Annotated in this window: 12 protein-coding genes, 29 tRNA genes and 2 pseudogenes; 36 read left to right on the top strand and 7 right to left on the bottom strand. The window is 41.9% G+C overall.

What is annotated here, in order from left to right:
• Positions 1-86 precede the first annotated feature (86 nt).
• Positions 87-782, top strand: coding sequence for a triacylglycerol lipase (locus NOS7107_RS15000; RefSeq protein ID WP_015113801.1), 696 nt, complete (start codon positions 87-89; stop codon positions 780-782).
• A 97-nt stretch (positions 783-879) separates the two neighbouring features.
• Positions 880-1,509, top strand: a complete 630-nt coding sequence (locus tag NOS7107_RS14995) for a cytochrome b N-terminal domain-containing protein (protein ID WP_015113800.1) — start codon at positions 880-882, stop codon at positions 1,507-1,509.
• Here NOS7107_RS14995 and NOS7107_RS14990 read toward each other — a convergent pair.
• On the bottom strand, positions 1,476-3,398 hold the full coding sequence (locus tag NOS7107_RS14990) for a sodium:proton antiporter (protein WP_015113799.1): 1,923 nt from the start codon (positions 3,396-3,398) through the stop codon (positions 1,476-1,478). The two genes, NOS7107_RS14995 and NOS7107_RS14990, sit on opposite strands and share 34 nt — an antisense overlap.
• A gap of 138 nt (positions 3,399-3,536) precedes the next feature.
• Between NOS7107_RS14990 and NOS7107_RS14985 the strand changes: the two genes are divergently transcribed.
• The 3 genes from NOS7107_RS14985 to NOS7107_RS14975 all read left to right on the top strand — a co-directional run bounded on the left by NOS7107_RS14985 (position 3,537) and on the right by NOS7107_RS14975 (position 4,000).
• Positions 3,537-3,734, top strand: a complete 198-nt coding sequence (locus NOS7107_RS14985; RefSeq protein WP_044500000.1) for a hypothetical protein — start codon at positions 3,537-3,539, stop codon at positions 3,732-3,734.
• Positions 3,735-3,806: 72 nt separating this feature from the next.
• Positions 3,807-3,879: transfer RNA gene (locus NOS7107_RS14980), tRNA-Glu, on the top strand.
• Positions 3,880-3,927: 48 nt separating this feature from the next.
• Positions 3,928-4,000: transfer RNA gene (locus tag NOS7107_RS14975), tRNA-Glu, on the top strand.
• Between the two features lie 80 nt (positions 4,001-4,080).
• Here the strand turns inward: NOS7107_RS14975 and NOS7107_RS14970 are convergent.
• The 3 genes from NOS7107_RS14970 to NOS7107_RS14960 form a co-directional block, all read right to left on the bottom strand.
• A complete protein-coding gene (locus NOS7107_RS14970) occupies positions 4,081-4,668 on the bottom strand; it encodes an SRPBCC family protein (RefSeq protein ID WP_015113798.1) in 588 nt (195 codons plus the stop codon).
• 8 nt (positions 4,669-4,676) lie between these two features.
• Positions 4,677-6,701 (bottom strand): GAF domain-containing protein, encoded by a 2,025-nt coding sequence (locus NOS7107_RS14965; protein WP_044499999.1) that lies wholly within the window; start codon positions 6,699-6,701, stop codon positions 4,677-4,679.
• 763 nt (positions 6,702-7,464) lie between these two features.
• On the bottom strand, positions 7,465-7,800 hold the full coding sequence (locus tag NOS7107_RS14960; RefSeq protein ID WP_015113795.1) for a hypothetical protein: 336 nt from the start codon (positions 7,798-7,800) through the stop codon (positions 7,465-7,467).
• A 71-nt stretch (positions 7,801-7,871) separates the two neighbouring features.
• Between NOS7107_RS14960 and NOS7107_RS14955 the strand changes: the two genes are divergently transcribed.
• The 3 genes from NOS7107_RS14955 (at position 7,872) to NOS7107_RS14945 (ending at position 9,129) form a co-directional block, all read left to right on the top strand.
• Positions 7,872-8,120 (top strand): hypothetical protein, encoded by a 249-nt coding sequence (locus tag NOS7107_RS14955; RefSeq protein ID WP_015113794.1) that lies wholly within the window; start codon positions 7,872-7,874, stop codon positions 8,118-8,120.
• A 93-nt stretch (positions 8,121-8,213) separates the two neighbouring features.
• On the top strand, positions 8,214-8,720 hold the full coding sequence (locus tag NOS7107_RS14950; RefSeq protein ID WP_044499998.1) for an HNH endonuclease: 507 nt from the start codon (positions 8,214-8,216) through the stop codon (positions 8,718-8,720).
• Between the two features lie 16 nt (positions 8,721-8,736).
• Positions 8,737-9,129, top strand: coding sequence for an alr0857 family protein (locus tag NOS7107_RS14945; protein WP_015113792.1), 393 nt, complete (start codon positions 8,737-8,739; stop codon positions 9,127-9,129).
• A 33-nt stretch (positions 9,130-9,162) separates the two neighbouring features.
• Here NOS7107_RS14945 and NOS7107_RS28600 read toward each other — a convergent pair.
• Positions 9,163-9,303 (bottom strand): annotated as a pseudogene (locus NOS7107_RS28600) (polysaccharide deacetylase family protein); the annotation flags it as partial.
• Positions 9,304-9,743: 440 nt separating this feature from the next.
• On the opposite strand from NOS7107_RS28600, the gene NOS7107_RS14940 reads away from it, so the two are divergent.
• From NOS7107_RS14940 to NOS7107_RS14815, 28 genes are all read left to right on the top strand, one after another.
• Positions 9,744-9,938, top strand: coding sequence for a hypothetical protein (locus NOS7107_RS14940; RefSeq protein WP_015113791.1), 195 nt, complete (start codon positions 9,744-9,746; stop codon positions 9,936-9,938).
• Positions 9,939-10,173: 235 nt separating this feature from the next.
• Positions 10,174-10,247, top strand: a tRNA-Asp gene (locus tag NOS7107_RS14935).
• Positions 10,248-10,250: 3 nt separating this feature from the next.
• Positions 10,251-10,327, top strand: a tRNA-Glu gene (locus NOS7107_RS28595).
• A 3-nt stretch (positions 10,328-10,330) separates the two neighbouring features.
• A tRNA-Cys gene (locus NOS7107_RS14930) sits at positions 10,331-10,403 on the top strand.
• Between the two features lie 9 nt (positions 10,404-10,412).
• Positions 10,413-10,485 (top strand) — tRNA-Met (locus tag NOS7107_RS14925).
• A 2-nt stretch (positions 10,486-10,487) separates the two neighbouring features.
• Positions 10,488-10,559: transfer RNA gene (locus tag NOS7107_RS14920), tRNA-Trp, on the top strand.
• A gap of 84 nt (positions 10,560-10,643) precedes the next feature.
• Positions 10,644-10,714 (top strand) — tRNA-Glu (locus NOS7107_RS14915).
• Positions 10,715-10,718: 4 nt separating this feature from the next.
• A tRNA-Tyr gene (locus NOS7107_RS14910) sits at positions 10,719-10,801 on the top strand.
• A 4-nt stretch (positions 10,802-10,805) separates the two neighbouring features.
• Positions 10,806-10,895, top strand: a tRNA-Ser gene (locus NOS7107_RS14905).
• A 4-nt stretch (positions 10,896-10,899) separates the two neighbouring features.
• Positions 10,900-10,974, top strand: a tRNA-Arg gene (locus tag NOS7107_RS14900).
• Between the two features lie 82 nt (positions 10,975-11,056).
• Positions 11,057-11,130, top strand: a tRNA-Phe gene (locus NOS7107_RS14895).
• A 6-nt stretch (positions 11,131-11,136) separates the two neighbouring features.
• Positions 11,137-11,211, top strand: a tRNA-Asn gene (locus NOS7107_RS14890).
• A gap of 5 nt (positions 11,212-11,216) precedes the next feature.
• Positions 11,217-11,289, top strand: a tRNA-Gln gene (locus NOS7107_RS14885).
• Positions 11,290-11,292: 3 nt separating this feature from the next.
• Positions 11,293-11,368, top strand: a tRNA-Gln gene (locus tag NOS7107_RS14880).
• A 6-nt stretch (positions 11,369-11,374) separates the two neighbouring features.
• A tRNA-Leu gene (locus NOS7107_RS14875) sits at positions 11,375-11,451 on the top strand.
• Positions 11,452-11,457: 6 nt separating this feature from the next.
• Positions 11,458-11,535, top strand: a tRNA-Leu gene (locus NOS7107_RS14870).
• Position 11,536: 1 nt separating this feature from the next.
• Positions 11,537-11,609 (top strand) — tRNA-Pro (locus tag NOS7107_RS14865).
• A 4-nt stretch (positions 11,610-11,613) separates the two neighbouring features.
• Positions 11,614-11,686 (top strand) — tRNA-Leu (locus NOS7107_RS14860).
• A gap of 4 nt (positions 11,687-11,690) precedes the next feature.
• Positions 11,691-11,767: transfer RNA gene (locus NOS7107_RS14855), tRNA-Leu, on the top strand.
• Between the two features lie 12 nt (positions 11,768-11,779).
• Positions 11,780-11,853 (top strand) — tRNA-Leu (locus NOS7107_RS14850).
• A 156-nt stretch (positions 11,854-12,009) separates the two neighbouring features.
• Positions 12,010-12,082, top strand: a tRNA-Thr gene (locus NOS7107_RS14845).
• A 12-nt stretch (positions 12,083-12,094) separates the two neighbouring features.
• Positions 12,095-12,165: transfer RNA gene (locus tag NOS7107_RS14840), tRNA-Gly, on the top strand.
• Between the two features lie 5 nt (positions 12,166-12,170).
• Positions 12,171-12,245, top strand: a tRNA-Val gene (locus NOS7107_RS14835).
• Positions 12,246-12,251: 6 nt separating this feature from the next.
• Positions 12,252-12,325, top strand: a tRNA-Arg gene (locus NOS7107_RS14830).
• A 67-nt stretch (positions 12,326-12,392) separates the two neighbouring features.
• Positions 12,393-12,466 (top strand) — tRNA-Ala (locus NOS7107_RS14825).
• A 6-nt stretch (positions 12,467-12,472) separates the two neighbouring features.
• Positions 12,473-12,546: transfer RNA gene (locus NOS7107_RS14820), tRNA-His, on the top strand.
• A 7-nt stretch (positions 12,547-12,553) separates the two neighbouring features.
• Positions 12,554-12,636, top strand: a tRNA-Ser gene (locus NOS7107_RS28590).
• 100 nt (positions 12,637-12,736) lie between these two features.
• Positions 12,737-12,808 (top strand) — tRNA-Lys (locus tag NOS7107_RS14815).
• 14 nt (positions 12,809-12,822) lie between these two features.
• Here NOS7107_RS14815 and NOS7107_RS14810 read toward each other — a convergent pair.
• Both NOS7107_RS14810 and NOS7107_RS28340 read right to left on the bottom strand, forming a co-directional pair.
• The gene (locus NOS7107_RS14810; protein ID WP_015113790.1) at positions 12,823-13,845 is read right to left on the bottom strand and encodes a tetratricopeptide repeat protein; all 1,023 of its coding nucleotides are present in this window, start codon (positions 13,843-13,845) and stop codon (positions 12,823-12,825) included.
• 839 nt (positions 13,846-14,684) lie between these two features.
• Positions 14,685-15,764, bottom strand: a pseudogene (locus NOS7107_RS28340) (IS630 family transposase).
• Positions 15,765-15,766 lie beyond the last annotated feature (2 nt).

Below are 15,766 nucleotides of genomic sequence, written 5' to 3'. Positions count from 1 at the left end.
AATAAATGACGACAAACAAGGTTTCATAATTACTGATATTTTAATGACATCATTTCCGACCATAAAATTTTCATTTTAATTGCAAAATGCCGTTACCTACAGTTATTGTGCCGGGATATTTAGAAAGCGCGATCGCCTACCAGACCCTAGAACAATCCCTGCAACAGTTGGGGTTTCCTACAGTTACAGTACCACTGCGGCGGCGTGATTGGCTTCCTACTGTTGGTGGTAGATCTGTCACACCAATTTTGCAAAAGCTTGACCTGACTGTTAAACAAATATTACAGGCATATTCAGCCACACAAATCAATCTAATTGGACATTCAGCCGGTGGTTGGATTTCCCGGATTTATTTAGGAGAAAAACCTTACACTCCCCGCAATCAAGCTAAATCATTTGTTTGGAATGCTCATCCTTTAATTGCTACTCTCATCACTTTAGGCACACCTCATATCAGTCAAGAACGCTGGACGCGATGGAATCTAGACTTTGTAGCCAATAACTATCCCGGAGCATTTTACAAGAATGTCCGTTATGTGTGTGTTGCAGGCAAAACTATTTTTGGCGAACGGCGGCCTGGTAGCTGGTTAGCCTACAGCAGTTACCAATTAACCTGTGGTCAAGGTAACATCTGGGGTGATGGCATTACTCCTATTGCATCTGCTCACCTCGAAGGAGCAGAGAATCTAATTATTGAAGGTGTCAGACATTCGCCCAGAAGTCCTGGAATTTGGTATGGTTCCCCAGAACCGCTAAAAATTTGGGTGAAATATTTAATTTAAGAATTTTATATATCTTTGATAAATGCAACAAATACAAATATTTCTTAGTTAAAATGTATTAAAAATACATATTTAATAAAGAGCAGGAGGGGTGAATATGCAAAGCACCCAGTTTGATAGAATTTTGCGGCGACTCGCAACGGTATTATCAGTCGTAATTCTGACCCTGTGCTTGATTTATACCACCACGGGCATTTTGCTGTCTTTTTACTACGAACCCACAGCAGGTGGTGCTTATAATTCGTTGAAAATGATTAATACTCAAATACCTTATGGGTGGTTGTTTTACCGCACCCATGAGATAGCAGGTAATGGTTTAATTGCGATCGCCCTTGTGCAAATTGTCGTCATGTTTTTAGGGCGGCAATTTAGTCAGAGTTGGCTTGTAGCTTGGGTTAGTGGTATATTACTCACTCTAAGCGCGATCGCTCTTGATTGGACAGCCATGCTCCTCGACTGGACACAAGAAGGATACTGGCGTTTCAGCATTGAATTGGGAACCATCGAAGCCATTCCCTTCATTGGTGAACAACTGCGAAATATCCTGACTGGTGGTGGAGCGATTAACACCCTCACAGTTGAACATCTTTACACCATCCACAGTTATATTATTGCGGCAGCTACCTTAATTCTGGCTGTAGTGCATTTATTGGCCTTACTGTGGCAAGAGCAGCAATTTTATCCAGTATCAAATCAACTTCCAGAAACATCACTAGTAGAGAGTTGAGCCAAAGTTGGTACAGCAACTTCTTCTACTTCTGGTAACTTTTCTACAGCCAAAGGCGTAGATTGACTAGCACCAGATAAGCGTTTTAACAGATTTGGTCTGGGGTCGTGTAATAAATAGATAATGCGATCGCCTATTTCCCACTCTTGATTTGCTGACATTACTTGCAGACGTTCTTCTCGTTCTAATAGTAGCGGTAGCAATACCCCAGTCCGAATTTTTTCTTGGATGCGCTCTTGTTGACTATCAAAATCTGCTGTATCTAACGTCGTTGTCCCTAACTTCACGCGTCCGTCATTGAGGTACTCATTCCAAGTCTTAATTGTTAATTCGTTAATAAAAGCCTGATTTACCGTCTTTTGATTTCCGCCATTACTCGCCTGGGGATCACGGGGAAAAACAGCTAACACACGCGGCGGATTAAATTCCTCAGCAGCGCGTTGCGCCAAGACAAAATTTACCTCCCCGTTACTTGTCATCGCCACAAAAGTCCCCATAGAAGCTAGTCCAGCTTCTTCCAAAACTCCGGTATCGAGAGCGCTACTAGCAATCACGCGAATATTTTGCTCTGCGGCTTTTTCACAACTTTCTGGATCTGTATCAATCATCACTACAGACTCTCCGCGTTCTTGAAAGAAGCGAGCAATTAATAAACTCAAGGAATTACACCCGACAATTACCACTCCAGTTGCATCCTTGGAGGTAATTTGTAATAACTGGGCAATGCCGCCAGCCGTTAACCCCTGGCAGACCACAGTCATGATGATGGTCAAAAATACTAAAGCTTTAATGGCATCACCACCATTTATCCCATGCTGCGTTAGTAAAATGGCGAATAATGAAGCCACAGAAGCAGATACAATTCCTCTCGGAGCCACCCAGCTTAAAAATAACTTTTGTCGCCAGTTGAGGTTACTGTTCCAAGTACAGGCCAAGATATTAATCGGCCGCACCACAAACATCAGTACTAAAACAGTTAAAACACTACCCCAACCCAAGGCAAATACGCTGGCGATAGATAAATCAGCCGCTAACAAAATGAAGAGAACGGAAACGCTGAGAATTGTTAACTGACCTTTAAAGCTGCGTAAAAGACGTTCTTCCGGTACAGAAGAATTGGCAAATACGGCTCCTGCTACTACCGTTGTCATCACACCCGACTCACTGCGAATTGTCTGGGCGAGAGAAAATAGACCCCAAAGTATTGCCAAAACTACAAGATTTTTCAACTCAAACGACAGCAAACTGGCATACTTAAAAACCCAACTCATCAGGTAGCCACCAACTGCACCAATTGCTGCACCCACCCCCAAACGCATCAGCAAACCAACAATGGCGTTAACTGGATCAGCATCACCGTTAACAATCGTATCCAAGACCACAAAGGCCAAAATAGCACCCACTGGGTCAATTAAAACCCCTTCTCCTTCTAAGAGTGTGGCTACCTGTCGATCTACATTAATTTGTTTGAGCAGAGGCCCAACCACTGTTGGCCCTGTAACCACGACTATCGAAGCGTAAAGAAAAGCAATATTCCAAGGAAATTCACCCAGCCAATGAGCCGCCATACTACCGCCCAATAGGGTGATCAGCGTTCCTAGGGTAACGAGTAATTGCAGGCTAACTGAAACCTTGCCTAATTCTCGCAAATCTAAATTCAGTCCACCTTCAAACAGGATGATAGCTGTCGCTAGAGAAACAATTACTTCTAATCCTGTACCTAGCAAATGCGGGTGCAATAATCCCAGACCATCAGAGCCGAGGATAATGCCCAATAAGAGCAATAAAACGATACTGGGTACACGCAAGTATGCAGCTATCACTTGGGCGCTAATACCTGCTACAACAGCGATCACCATCTGTAAGGTGATTTCAAGAGATGCTTCCATGTTGTAGATTTTGAGAGATAGATTTCAAAATCTCTTGTAAAGAAGTGTAAGAAAGACTTCTCCAGAGTACAGTATGACAATCTTTGTATCTGATTAAAATATGATTTTCTTTCATACTGGGTTTTGTACGATACTCTATTGTCCCTTAGTTCTCAAAAAAGTGGTAGTTCGCCAAACATTTTTAGATTTCAGATTGACTCCACAGATCAATCTGGGGCTTATGCCATTCAGGAACTCGTTAATCGGCTGTTTGTTGTGCATACAACAATTGTAGGTAAAAGCTTCAACCCATCTCACCTTGCCCGTTCTTTTCGCATCTTAGTTTATCTGCAATAAAAATTGTTTTTTTGCAAAAGCTGTTGACATCACTTGGAAAATTAGTTAACTTATAAAAGGTTTGATTGCAATGCCCCCATCGTCTAGAGGCCTAGGACACCTCCCTTTCACGGAGGCGACGGGGATTCGAATTCCCCTGGGGGTACTTTACCAGCAAGGCAGCATCAAACTAACCTACAGTCAAAAGTCTTATGCCCCCATCGTCTAGAGGCCTAGGACACCTCCCTTTCACGGAGGCGACGGGGATTCGAATTCCCCTGGGGGTACTTTAAAAGTTTTAAAAGTCAGGTTTTCCTAATTGAATATGTCTAATTAAGAAAACTTGACTTATTGTTAATTAAACTCACTATGCCATCTGTGCTATGCGCTCGTAGATTGCTAAAAGATTTAACTGCAAATCCTTACTCAAGCGGCGTTCAATGATTGTCACTGGCATAGTGAGTTTTGGCCAAACTTGGATGGTGTAGCAAAGATTGGTTCCTGTAATTCCGTCAACAGAGCAAGGCTCTAGGTTCCAACTACCAGAGAAGCCTTTGAAGTCTCCTTCAACCATAGAGAAAGTAATTTGCTGGGGAAAATGTTCTTCCAAATCTAAGACTACACGCGCACAAAAGTTGACATTCAATAAGCGCTGAGAGCCTACTTGCTCAAGCCGAATACCACCGCTAGGATGTTCCATTAAACGACTTTTAGCTAGATTGGGGATGAAGTCAACTAAGGCTTCATAATCAGTCAGTACTTGCCATATACGTTCCACGGAATGAGGAATGTGAATTTTGGCGGAAATTTGCCGCTGTCGCTCTGCTATTTTCTCAATTTGGACTGTTACAGGAGGCAAATTAGCTGAATCAACAGCTAAGTTGTCCTCTAGGCTAGTGTCATCAATAGCGGTGTTGAAATCAAGGTTGGCTGTGGAATTGTTTTGTTCAGTCACGGTCGGAATTATAGTTCGCTTTCGTCTGAAAATTGAGGCAAGGTAAGAGTAAAAGAAACTTGGCTCTGTTCAGAATCTGGAATGGGAGTACTTTCAACTGCGATCGCACCATTCAAATGCTGTACTAAAGACTTGGCTAAAGCCAGCCCCAAACCTGTTCCTGGAGTCCATCTTCCACCTTTACCACGCCGAAACCGATCAAATATATAGGTGGCTTCTTCTCCAGAAATTCCCCGTCCTGTATTAGTCACTTTAATAATAACTTGATCTACCAATTGCTCAACTTGGTGAAAGGCTTGCACATGAATTACAGTTTCCGGTTCTGAGTATGTACACGCATTCGTTAATAATTCTTGCAGGATACGGTTAAAACTTTCTAATTCAGTCTGTATTTTTAACGAATCTTGGGGTAAGTCCAGATTTATACTTAAGGTTTTAGCTGCCAGTTTTGAGTTCAGATTGGCTGCTAATCCCTGAATTCTCGTATTTAAATCTATAGTTTCAAATTGCGGACGTTCTTGCTTAGACTCTAATTTCTGGAGTGTCAGCAAATCATTAATCAAGTTAATCTCTTTCGTGCATTCTTGCTCTAAGATATCCATGTATCTTGCTTGACGCTCTGGTTGAATTCCCGGCAAACGCAAATTCTTGATAGACATTTGCATATTTGTCAGTGGATACCGTAGGCGATCGCTCATATTACTTAAAAATTCATCTTTGAGATGATTGAGTTCTCGCAGTTGCTCAACATATTGTCGTGTTTTTTCATGCAGTTTCGCTTGCAATTCCAGACTGCTTTGGAGTTTTGCTGTTCGCTCATCTACCAAAGTCTGTACCTGGCGCAATGTTTGTGATTGAATAATGGCATTGCTCATTTGAGCGCAGACCATTTCCACCAGATTTAATTCTGATGCTTGCCAACTACGGGCTGTTGCTTGCTGGAGAACAATAAATCCTAAAACTTTGCCTTGATTTTCTAATGGTACTAAAAGTACCGCAGGCAAGACATCCAGTGTAAACAATGAAACAGCAGTCAAAGTGTCTTGGAGGTCTGTGTAATCATCGATAATTACGGCTTTTCCTGAATCTGAAAATACACGTTGGCACAAACCACACTCAGAAATCAAAAATGATTGCGGCTCAACATCTGGCTTGGTAGCCGCATAACTTGATGTATTTCGGTTCCACTCAGCAACTACGGTGGCCTTTGCTTTGGGAATTTGTTTTTTTGGTTGAGTTCTAAATAAAGGATCTGTATATTTGAGCAAGATGAGTAAGCCTCGGTCTGCCTGTAAAGATTCGGCAGTAGAAGAAATAGCTAACTGAAGCATTTGATTTAGCTCCAAATTACTCTTGCTTAATATAGTTAATTGCTTGATCAAGCTTTGGTGTTCTTCGCTTTTTTGCAGATGCTGTTCTTGCGAGGTAATTAACTTAACTTGGGCAAATTGAGAAAAAGCGATCGCACAAGATGACTCAACAAAATTTAACAGTTGTTTTTCTGACTCACTCCAATTGTACGGTTGAAATTTTATCAGGCTAATCACACCATTATTTTGCCCAGCAAACCTAGTAGGAATAGCCAAAACAGATCTGATTGGTAATACCAGATGTTGTCCTCCTACTACCAAACTATCTTGGATAGTAGAAATATCCTCAATAGTGAATGGTTCCGCCGCGCATTGAACTACAGGCGAGTCCATCAACAAATGGTCTGTAGAGAACAACTGACTTGGGTGTGGTATTGCCAAATACTCATCAGAACACCAATGGACAGCGATTGATTCACTAGATGCTGCACTAGCAGATACTGTCACTAAACAACAGCAATCCACTTTAAAGGCATTTCCTAGCAATCGAGCAATCTCTTGCAGCATCAATGTCGTTGCTGAGTTATTGGCGATGATGTGATTAATTTTTTTTACCAACTGAAGAGTTGGTTCGTTCTGATGCTGCATCAGCTTGAGTGGGTATGATTGTAGTCGTTCTAGGTCATCTGGACTCTGTGACGGCAATGATAAACGTTTTTTCATTCCTGGCACGCTTTTGGATAATGACCTCATATCGTATGCACCCAATTTCTTGGCATATTATCTTCATTTAGTTATGTTGTGGCACTCTAGTTAGTGACCAATCTTTTATCAAGACTTTCTCTCACCTGTTATAGCCCCTTTCTCTTGCAGATGAATAATTAACTGGTATATTAAACTAATTTATACAGGGGTATAGAAAAATCTCTAAAATATATTAAGGTGATGCTTAGAGAAAATTTGGGGCTTGGACGTAGACCTAAACTACTAGACTTTGGCCTAGGATAGCTTGTCGGTAACTATACATAAACCGTAATTTCTCTGGAATTAAGATAAAAACTCTCAAAAGTTGTACCGCATTAATACTGCTGAATATATTAAATTTAGTAATATTTTTTGCTAAATATTTATCTTGTGATAGGTACATTTCTATGGAGTCGCCAAAAATTAAATTCTATTATGACAGAACCTCAGAAAAAACTCGGTGAGTGCTTTTGTCTCTTTGGAACAGGTTTATAGATGGTGATATCAGGCTTGTATCTATAATTCATTACGTGGTGATAAATTTTCTCATTTAATGTATCAAGTGTCATCACAATACCTAAAACTAAAACTCCAGTTTGCTTTTGAGATTGCCTGTTGTGTTGGTAGCTTAATAAATATACATATTTTAAATAAAAAATATTGATAACTTGTGAAAGCTAAAGGTTGAAAGCAGCCTAGTTAGATGGATGAATAACTAAGCTGCCTTCGATTGAACTAAAAACTATCCAGCCAAACTTTCGACACTGAGAGGAACCATATCCCCGTTCCTGGTGAGTCCTAGTAACATAGGCTGTTGAGGTTGAATCAATTGACCTGTGAGTACACAACGTTCTTCTTGCTGGGCAGTAGCGGCTATACTAGCTCGAATATCGGCTCGTGAAAATCGCGGTTTCCACTCACCGGATTTTTGCTGGACATAATTCCAGAGAATATCGCGGATTAAGGCTTGATAGCCTTGATTTCCAGCTATTTCTTTGAGTTTGTCTTTGAGTTCTCGCTCCAGGCGAATGCTAGTAACTTCCATGTCGGTTGTTGGGGTGCGAGTGATGGTGTGCATGACTTTTTCTCCTTAAAGGTATAGACAGGATAGTAATACAAGTGTAGTATGTTTAAAGGAATGTTCAATAGGTGAAATTTTCTGTGAAATCCATTTACCCCATCTCTACTTCTTTGCGTGCTACCAACTGTCGATTTAGTTGGGAATCAGCCGCTATGGGAGTGGAGTATTTATTTATGGGTGATGGTAGCCAAATTCATGGGCTAATCACAGAGGGGAATTATGATTTTAGATATCTCGGCATAGGTGTGCTGAATGCAAAACCACAACTGAACCAAATAAGCGGGAGGTACAGACAAGAGAATGCTGTACCGATATAAAACCAGAAAAGTTTTTGGTAAGTTTCTAACCCCCGCTTCATCTAGACAAGAAGCGGGGGTTTTTTAATAAGGAGTGAAGCTGTGACAAGCGTAATGCAAGTGTTAGAGCAATCCGTAGTGGTGTTTTCGCAAAATTACTTACCACTGTGTCGCATAAATATCAAGAGAGCGATTGTGTTGTTAGTAACGAATAAAGCAGAACCACTAGATTTTGCTTCAGAAGGTGGATGGCGAGTTCATTCACCTAGTCTAGTAATTGACGTACCAAAACACATTCGTTTGAAAATTGTCTCCAATGAACGGACATGGAAAGTACCACCAGTAAATCGGCGAGAAGTTTTGCGGCGAGACCACTACACTTGTCAATATTGCGGTAGCAGCAAACGCCTGACGTTGGATCATGTCATCCCGCGATCCAAAGGTGGTTTACATACTTGGGATAACGTAGTCATAGCTTGTGAAAGATGTAACTCCCGGAAAGGCGATCGCACTTTGTTTGAGGCTGGGATGCAGCTACGGAAAATACCTAAAGCACCCATCCATCCCGCGATCGCTTTTGCAGAACAGTTTTGGACAAATGTGCAAGCAAACCTGGAATAACAGGAGAGCATAAGGAATGCTGAAATTAACTTACACCGAAAGGAGCTTTTGTTTAGAGTGTATTCCTCAGTCACTAGAGGAGTGGGTCACACAGCGCGTAATTTTCGCTATGCGGGTGGGACAAAATCTGTGTGTTGAACCCAGTACTGCTTCCTTTTTGCTACCTGTTGATATACCAGGGCTAGAAGCACTCAAGGCTGAGGTGAAACGAGATGATCGGGAAGTCATGGCCTTGTGCGTCTGCGATAGCGATTATGTTGAAGTTACTCTGCGGGGTTCTTGGCTAACAAGTGGTGCTGAGGATGCTGTAGGTGTGTTCATCACAACAATGAGCGATCGCACCGAGTTCTTTCTGCACAAACTATGGCAAGAAGCGCAAGCTTGTGCATCTGTAAAGTATGAAGTGTGAAGTGTGAAGTGTGAAGTATGAAATTTCATACTTCTACTTTTCGCTTTCTTGTAGGAGTTCGGGGATTGTCACGAATCGGTAGCCTTGCTGTTTCAGCCCAGCGATGATTTGTGGTAGTGCGTCTACGCCATCGTGCATTAAGACGATAGCTCCTGGTTTTTTGCCTTTCAATACAATATAAGGTTTTTCCTTGAAATTTAGCTGGAATACTCAAACTCTCTTGTTCTATTTGAGTTGATAACGGTGATTAAGCGTTAATTTGGCTTTGTACCCAATTATCTATAACTGTTGTAGTTAAGACTTTGCTGATTGGCTGATGAATAGTCAATTTTGGAGATATGCTACAAGCTGTTACAAATTAGGCGATCGCAACAAAACCAAATATTATGCCTCGCTTCAGGATTTTCTCTGTCACATCAGACTCCTAAAATATTCAACCCATCATAAGCTTGTAGTTTTACTTTGTAGAGAGGTTAATAAGTTACAAACCAAGCAATCTAAGGGTTTTCAGCAATTTTTGAAAATTTTTCCTCAACCCCTTGACATCTTTTGTAGTATTTATGTAGTATAAATGTAGTGAGGCGAAAGACAAAGCTTCCTAAAGGGTAAAAGTCATGTTTTACATCCAAATAGAGAACACGAACTGGAATAAACGAAAGTCTCCAGTAAAACAAGCCTCTCCCACTTCTAAACAAATTGAGGTAGAGGATATCAAAGCTAAAAATTCTCAATTGGCTCAAGCAAAAACCGCCGAATACATCAGTAATACACAACAGATTTATTACTTAGAGCGTCGGTTATTCGGTTAAAAGTTTTTCTCAATCAAAGTAATTTTTCCGAACCTTGAAAACTGAATAAGGAATGGGCAAGTTCACCAAAAATTATTTGTGCCTTTAAAAATTAAAAAGATAAAAGTCAAAAAAGCTTTCTTTTGCCTTTTAACTCTTGCGAGTTCGCCAGTTGCTTTATGCCGGGGAACCCGTCCACCGCACTGGCTCACTTTTTACTTTTTCCTTCTAAACATTAGGCACAGATATCAAACATGGGGGTATAGCTCAAATGGTTAGAGCGATCGCCTGTCGAGCGATAGGTTGCGAGTTCGATTCTCGTTACTCCCGTGTAGCCTTGTGGACGACTAGATAAGTCGCTTTGCCTCTCAAGCAAAGAGAAGCGGGTGCAACTCCCGTCAAGGCTCCCAAACGGCTGAGTAGCCAAGTGGTTGAAGGCATTGGTCTGCAAAACCGACATCGTGAGTTCAATTCTCACCTCAGCCTTTGGTTCGTTGCAGTGTAGCTTAACTAGCAAAGCACCAGGTTCATACCCTGGTTGATGTGGGTGCAAATCCCGCCACTGCTAATGCAGGGATGGTGTAACGGCAACACCTCGTGATTCCAAATCCGATGTTCTAGGTTCAAATCCTAGTCCCTGCGTCACATAATTTTGGATTTTGGATTGCCGATTTTAGATTGAGTTTTTAATCTAAAATCCAAAATTTAAAATCTAAAATTCTCTTGCCCCCGTGGACGAACGGTTAAGTCACTGCTCTTTCAAAGCGGAGATGCGAGTTCAATTCTCGTCGGGGGAATTATGGGTCGATGGCCGAGTCTGGTTAAAGGCGACAGTCTGTAAAACTGTTCTATTTTGTTCGCAGGTTCAAATCCTGCTCGACCCATTGTGGAGAGGTGGCTGAGTGGCTCAAAGCATCCTCCTGCTAAGAGGAAACGGGTAGTTAATACTCGTCGGGGGTTCAAATCCCTCTCTCTCCGCCTTGAGAGCGTGGTGTAACTGGATAACATCTCAGTCTACGAAACTGAAGACTTGGGGGTTCAAATCCCTCCGTTCTCGTTACATAGGAGAGGTGGTGGAGTGGCTGATTCAAGTTGAATTAAACCAGTCCACGGGGTAATTACCCATCTCTCCTTTCTATCCCCTGGTAGCTCAGTTGGTAGTAGCGCCTGTCTGAAGAACAGGAGGTCGTCGGTTCGATTCCGACCTGGGGGGCTACGTTGCCTCATAGCTCAATGGCAGAGCAAGCGGCTGTTAACCGCGAGGTTGTAGGTTCAAGTCCTACTGAGGCAGCCATTCATTGCCGGGTAGACGAATTGGTAAGTCGCATCGCTCTGAACGATGAGGTTGCAGGTTCAAACCCTGCCCTGGCAATAAAGCCCTGTGGTGTAATTGGCAACATCCCGCCCTTTGAAGGCGAAGACTCCAGGTTCGACCCCTGGCAGGGCTGCCAAACTCTGCTCTTGTAGCCCAACTGGAAGAGGCTGCCGTCTCAAAAACGGTAAGTTGTGGGTTCAATTCCCACCAAGAGTACCAAAACTTGCTCCTGTAGCCCAATTGGAAGAGGTGGCAGACTTAAAATCTGTTTCGTTGTGGGTTCGACTCCCACCAGGAGTACCAACGGGATGTAATTCAGTGGCCAGAAGCCATGCTTTGGGAGCATGGAGTCGCAGGTTCAAATCCTGCCATCCCGATATTCCCCTGTGACGGAACTGGCATACGTGCTGGAATCAGAGTCCAGATTTTACAGGTTCAAATCCTGTCAGGGGTACTAAGCTCCCGTGGCGGAACGGAAGACGCACTAGACCGAGGATCTAGTTTTTTGCAGGTTCGACTCCTGTCGGGAGTACCAATATCAGAGTATGCCCTTGTAGCCCAACCGGAAGAGGCGCTTCGCTTAGAACGAAGAGGTTGCTGGTTCAAATCCAGTCAGGGGCATTGGTGAAATGCGGGGATGGAGCAAGAGTGGCTTAGAGGTCTCATAAGCCTCATATCAGCAGGTGCAACTCCTGCCCCCGTCACCAAATAAGGCAAAAGTTAAAAGTTAAAAGGCAAAAGTAAAGAAAAAGAAAATCTTTTTACTTTTTAACAAGTGCTGGTGTAGCTCAATTGGCAGAGCAACTGACTTGTAATCAGTAGGTTGCAGGTTCAATTCCTGTCACCAGCTTCAGAATGCGATGCGATCGTGGTGTAACGGCAGCATAAGAGTCTTCCAAACTCACGGTACGAGTTCGAGTCTCGTCGATCGCTTGCGTAGTCCTGTAGTTCAACGGTAGAGCAATTGCCTTACAAGCAATAAGTTGCGGGTTCGATTCCTGCCAGGACTACCAATCATTGGGAGTGTAGCTCAATCGAAGAGAGCATCGAGCTTCTAACTCGAAGGTTGTAGGTCTGAGTCCTACCACTCTCGCCTGAATAAGTCAAAAGGCAAAAGTATTTCTTTTTACTTTTTACTTTACACTTTTTATTTTCTTCATGGGGTCATAGCTCAAATGGCTAGAGCGCCTGCCTTGCAAGCAGGAGGTTATGGGTTCAATTCCCATTGATTCCACTGATGGTGTCTGAAGCCAAATTGGTCGAGGCGCTGGTTTGTGGAACCAGTAATAGCGAGTTCGAGTCTCGTCAGACACCCCTAAATGGAAGATGCCGCTAAATGGCTGGCAACCGGTCTTGAAAACCGGGGTAGGGCAATACCTAGGGGTTCGATTCCTCCATCTTCCGCCTTCCACTTGAAGCCGAAAAGTGAGGCGCTGTGCTGATAACACAGTTATAGGAGGGGCAGTACCTCCCTGGTGGATTTTACTTCCCACTCCTTATTCATGGGTGGTTGGCATAGCGGCGGTGCAGCGGGCTTTTAATCCGCTATAGAGAGGTTCGACTCCTCTACCACCCATTTTCAATAGACTTCTACAGAGAATCTATCTGCTGCTGTACTTTTTGCGATAGTGGTTGATACTCAATTTGCTGAGATAATTCATGGGCGTTTTGGTAACAAGATAATGCCTTCTTTTTACGTTTTGTTGAGGCATACAAGTTACCCATATTTAACAAGCTCGAAATTTCTCCCAGACGATCGCCTAATTCTTGATAAATTGCGATCGCTTGCTTATAAAATTTCATTGCCTGCCAGTTATTACCCAAAATGCTGTAGGTATAACCAATGTTGTTCAGAGTTGTGGCTTCACCAGATCTGTCTTGAAGTGCGCGGCGAGATAAAAGTACTTGATAGTCAAGTAGCAGTGCTTGTTTAGGTTGCCCTAAATCACTATAAACAGAAGCAATATTATTCATAGTAGTTGCTTCACCAACAAAATTTTTGACTGCTCGTTGAATAGAAAGCGCTTCCTGCAAAAATTCTAGAGCTTGTCCATGCTGGCCTAAGATACTGTAAGCAAACCCAAGACCATTTAATGTGGTGGCTTCACCAGAAAAATCACCTAGTAATCGCCGCATTGAGAGAATTTGGTGTTGTAATAACAGCGCACGTTTGGGTTCTCCTAATTTAGTGTAAATTAGTGCCACATCATTGAGCGTCGACACTTCACCCTGAGTGTCTTGCAATCTTCTAAAGATTTTCAGAGCTTGATCGAGATATTTCAGCGCTTGCGAAAACTTTCCGAGACGGCTGTAGGTAGAACCAAGATTACTGAGGGCAGTTGCTTCTGCTCTGGCGTTATTTATATCTTGAGCAACCAAAAGCGCCTGTTCAAAACACTCTAATGCCCTTTGAGGTTGCCAGCAACCAAGGTGAGCTAAACCGAGGTCGTTTAACGTGTAACCCTCTTTGGCACGATCAGAAATTGCTCTAGCTAATTCTAAATTTTTGGTTGCCAGAGCGAGTGATTCTTGAAGTTTACCTTGCTGGTAATAGCGGGTTGCTTGATTACGACGTTGTTCCCACTCTTGGACTGGATTGAATGATTGCGTCATTTGACCTCAGTTGCACTGGAGATACTTTAGGCAGGCTCTTGTTGAGCAAACACCCTTAAGACAGAAATTTTCTTAGGTTGCCCATCAATGTTAATCATTATTCTCTACCTTCAGATATAGGATGTAAATAGGAAAGTGTGGTATATTTTTCAACTAAACTAACTAATTTATATAAATCTCTAAGATAATAGGTTGAGTTTTATAGCTTATTCTTGTAAATTCATAAACTCAGTAATTTAATAAGTTTTTTTGACGTAAATCTAAAGAATAAGCAATATTTTAGTTAATTTAAGACTAGTGTCTTCAATCTATTGTCTAAGGGAATAATTTGTAGTTTTGTTAAGATATGTGAAAATATCAAGGTAACGAAATCTGACATACCTTGAAAGGGCTATTCAGAGAGAGTAATTAGATAAATCTGCTAAAGATAACCCATAATCTGCGTTGCTGTGACTTAAATGTTTTTAATGGATATCTTGCACCAAGCTACTGGAAGTCAGGTTTACAAAGACAAAACCCCCTTCTGATGAAACTCCTATGTTGCTAATTTTCTTTTGTTGCAACGAGGATAAAAATACTTCCTCTAACCTTATACTTAAACAGAATCAGAAATTGAGCGATCGCTTCCTAACCCTCTACCAACAGCTTTTATTCTTAGACTGTTGATATTGGGTAATTTTAGATGCTTTCTAAAGTTATCTAAATTAAAATAATAATCTTAACTTTTTCGCTGCAACCAAGCAAAGACTTCATCAACCCGAATCATGTCTTAAAGTTTAGGAATTTTTTTGGTAGTGAATATGGGTACAAACCTACAATTCACTTAATGTAATATAGGACTAATATTTGATTTCTGAAAAAGCTCCGTACATTTGAAGGGTGGCAAAATCAAAAGTAGTGTGTCGAATAAACCACTCGAACATCCATTTGAGATGAGAGAACGAAGGAATTAAAGCACAGAAACGCCGCACCCAAGTTTTAGCTTGTAACCAAATATCCTCCATCGGATTTTGTGATGGGCAATTAGGAGCAAAACGGACGCAGTGAATTTGCCATTGTTCTTCCGGTAAACCAAGGTTTACCTCGGCTAAAAAGTCTTGGACAAGATGGGAACGATGGTAAGAAGCACCATCCCAAAAAATCAGTAATTGTTGGTGAGGTGACTGGTCTAATAAATAACGTAGATAATCAATCGTATTGTCTGAATTACCTGCATCATAAGCTTTAAGAAGTAATTCACCTTTGAGATAGTCAACTGCTCCGTAGTACGTCTGTTTGTCTCGTTCATTGACAACCGGAACTCCTATTTCTTGGTCAGTTTTACCCCAGACTTACCCACTCAAGTCTCCCCACAATAGATGACACTCATCTATCAACAATACTCTCAATAATCCTGCTTCTATTTCTTTTCTGCGGCTTGCCAACAATGTCTCAATCTGTTTTTTTTTTACTGCCACAGCTTCCGGATCGGCTTTTGGATTCAGTTTTGTAGTTTTCTTCCAACTAATTCCTGCTGCATCAAATAAGTCATAATAGCTGCGTTTTGACTCATAAGTTACATCGTATTCAAAAGCCAATTTATCTTCAAGTTCCCCAAGCTCCCAACATTCCTTTGTTTGCAACCAACTTAAAACTTCTTCTCGTTGTTGAACAGTTAAGTAGCTTTTTCTTCCCTTGTGGTTCAGGCACAGTCCCGAAATTCCATACTCTTCGTAGGCTTGTTTCCAGCTTGTTATCGAACCAAGTGACACATCTAAAATTGTTTGAATTTCCTCATACTTGTAGCCTTGATAAACCAGTTTGACTGCCAATGCTTTCCTCACCTCACGCGCATCTGGCCGATCATCTATAAATTCTTGTCGTTCTGCGATGGCTACGCCCACCCCAGGTATCGCGGTTTGTATATGCTGGTTTATCATTG

Origin of the sequence: Nostoc sp. PCC 7107, from assembly GCF_000316625.1 — a bacterium.
Lineage (GTDB): Bacteria > Cyanobacteriota > Cyanobacteriia > Cyanobacteriales > Nostocaceae > Nostoc_B.
The sequence above is the reverse complement of the archived record's forward strand: the minus strand, read 5'-3'. Positions and strand labels throughout refer to the sequence as shown.

Coding starts and splice junctions, on each gene's coding strand:
- NOS7107_RS15000 (WP_015113801.1), top strand. CDS start 87: ATGCCGTTACCTACAGTTATTGTGCCGGGATATTTAGAAAGCGCGATC.
- NOS7107_RS14940 (WP_015113791.1), top strand. CDS start 9,744: ATGTTTTACATCCAAATAGAGAACACGAACTGGAATAAACGAAAGTCT.
- NOS7107_RS14950 (WP_044499998.1), top strand. CDS start 8,214: ATGCAAGTGTTAGAGCAATCCGTAGTGGTGTTTTCGCAAAATTACTTA.
- NOS7107_RS14945 (WP_015113792.1), top strand. CDS start 8,737: ATGCTGAAATTAACTTACACCGAAAGGAGCTTTTGTTTAGAGTGTATT.
- NOS7107_RS14960 (WP_015113795.1), bottom strand. CDS start 7,800: ATGCACACCATCACTCGCACCCCAACAACCGACATGGAAGTTACTAGC.
- NOS7107_RS14990 (WP_015113799.1), bottom strand. CDS start 3,398: ATGGAAGCATCTCTTGAAATCACCTTACAGATGGTGATCGCTGTTGTA.
- NOS7107_RS14965 (WP_044499999.1), bottom strand. CDS start 6,701: ATGAAAAAACGTTTATCATTGCCGTCACAGAGTCCAGATGACCTAGAA.
- NOS7107_RS14810 (WP_015113790.1), bottom strand. CDS start 13,845: ATGACGCAATCATTCAATCCAGTCCAAGAGTGGGAACAACGTCGTAAT.
- NOS7107_RS14995 (WP_015113800.1), top strand. CDS start 880: ATGCAAAGCACCCAGTTTGATAGAATTTTGCGGCGACTCGCAACGGTA.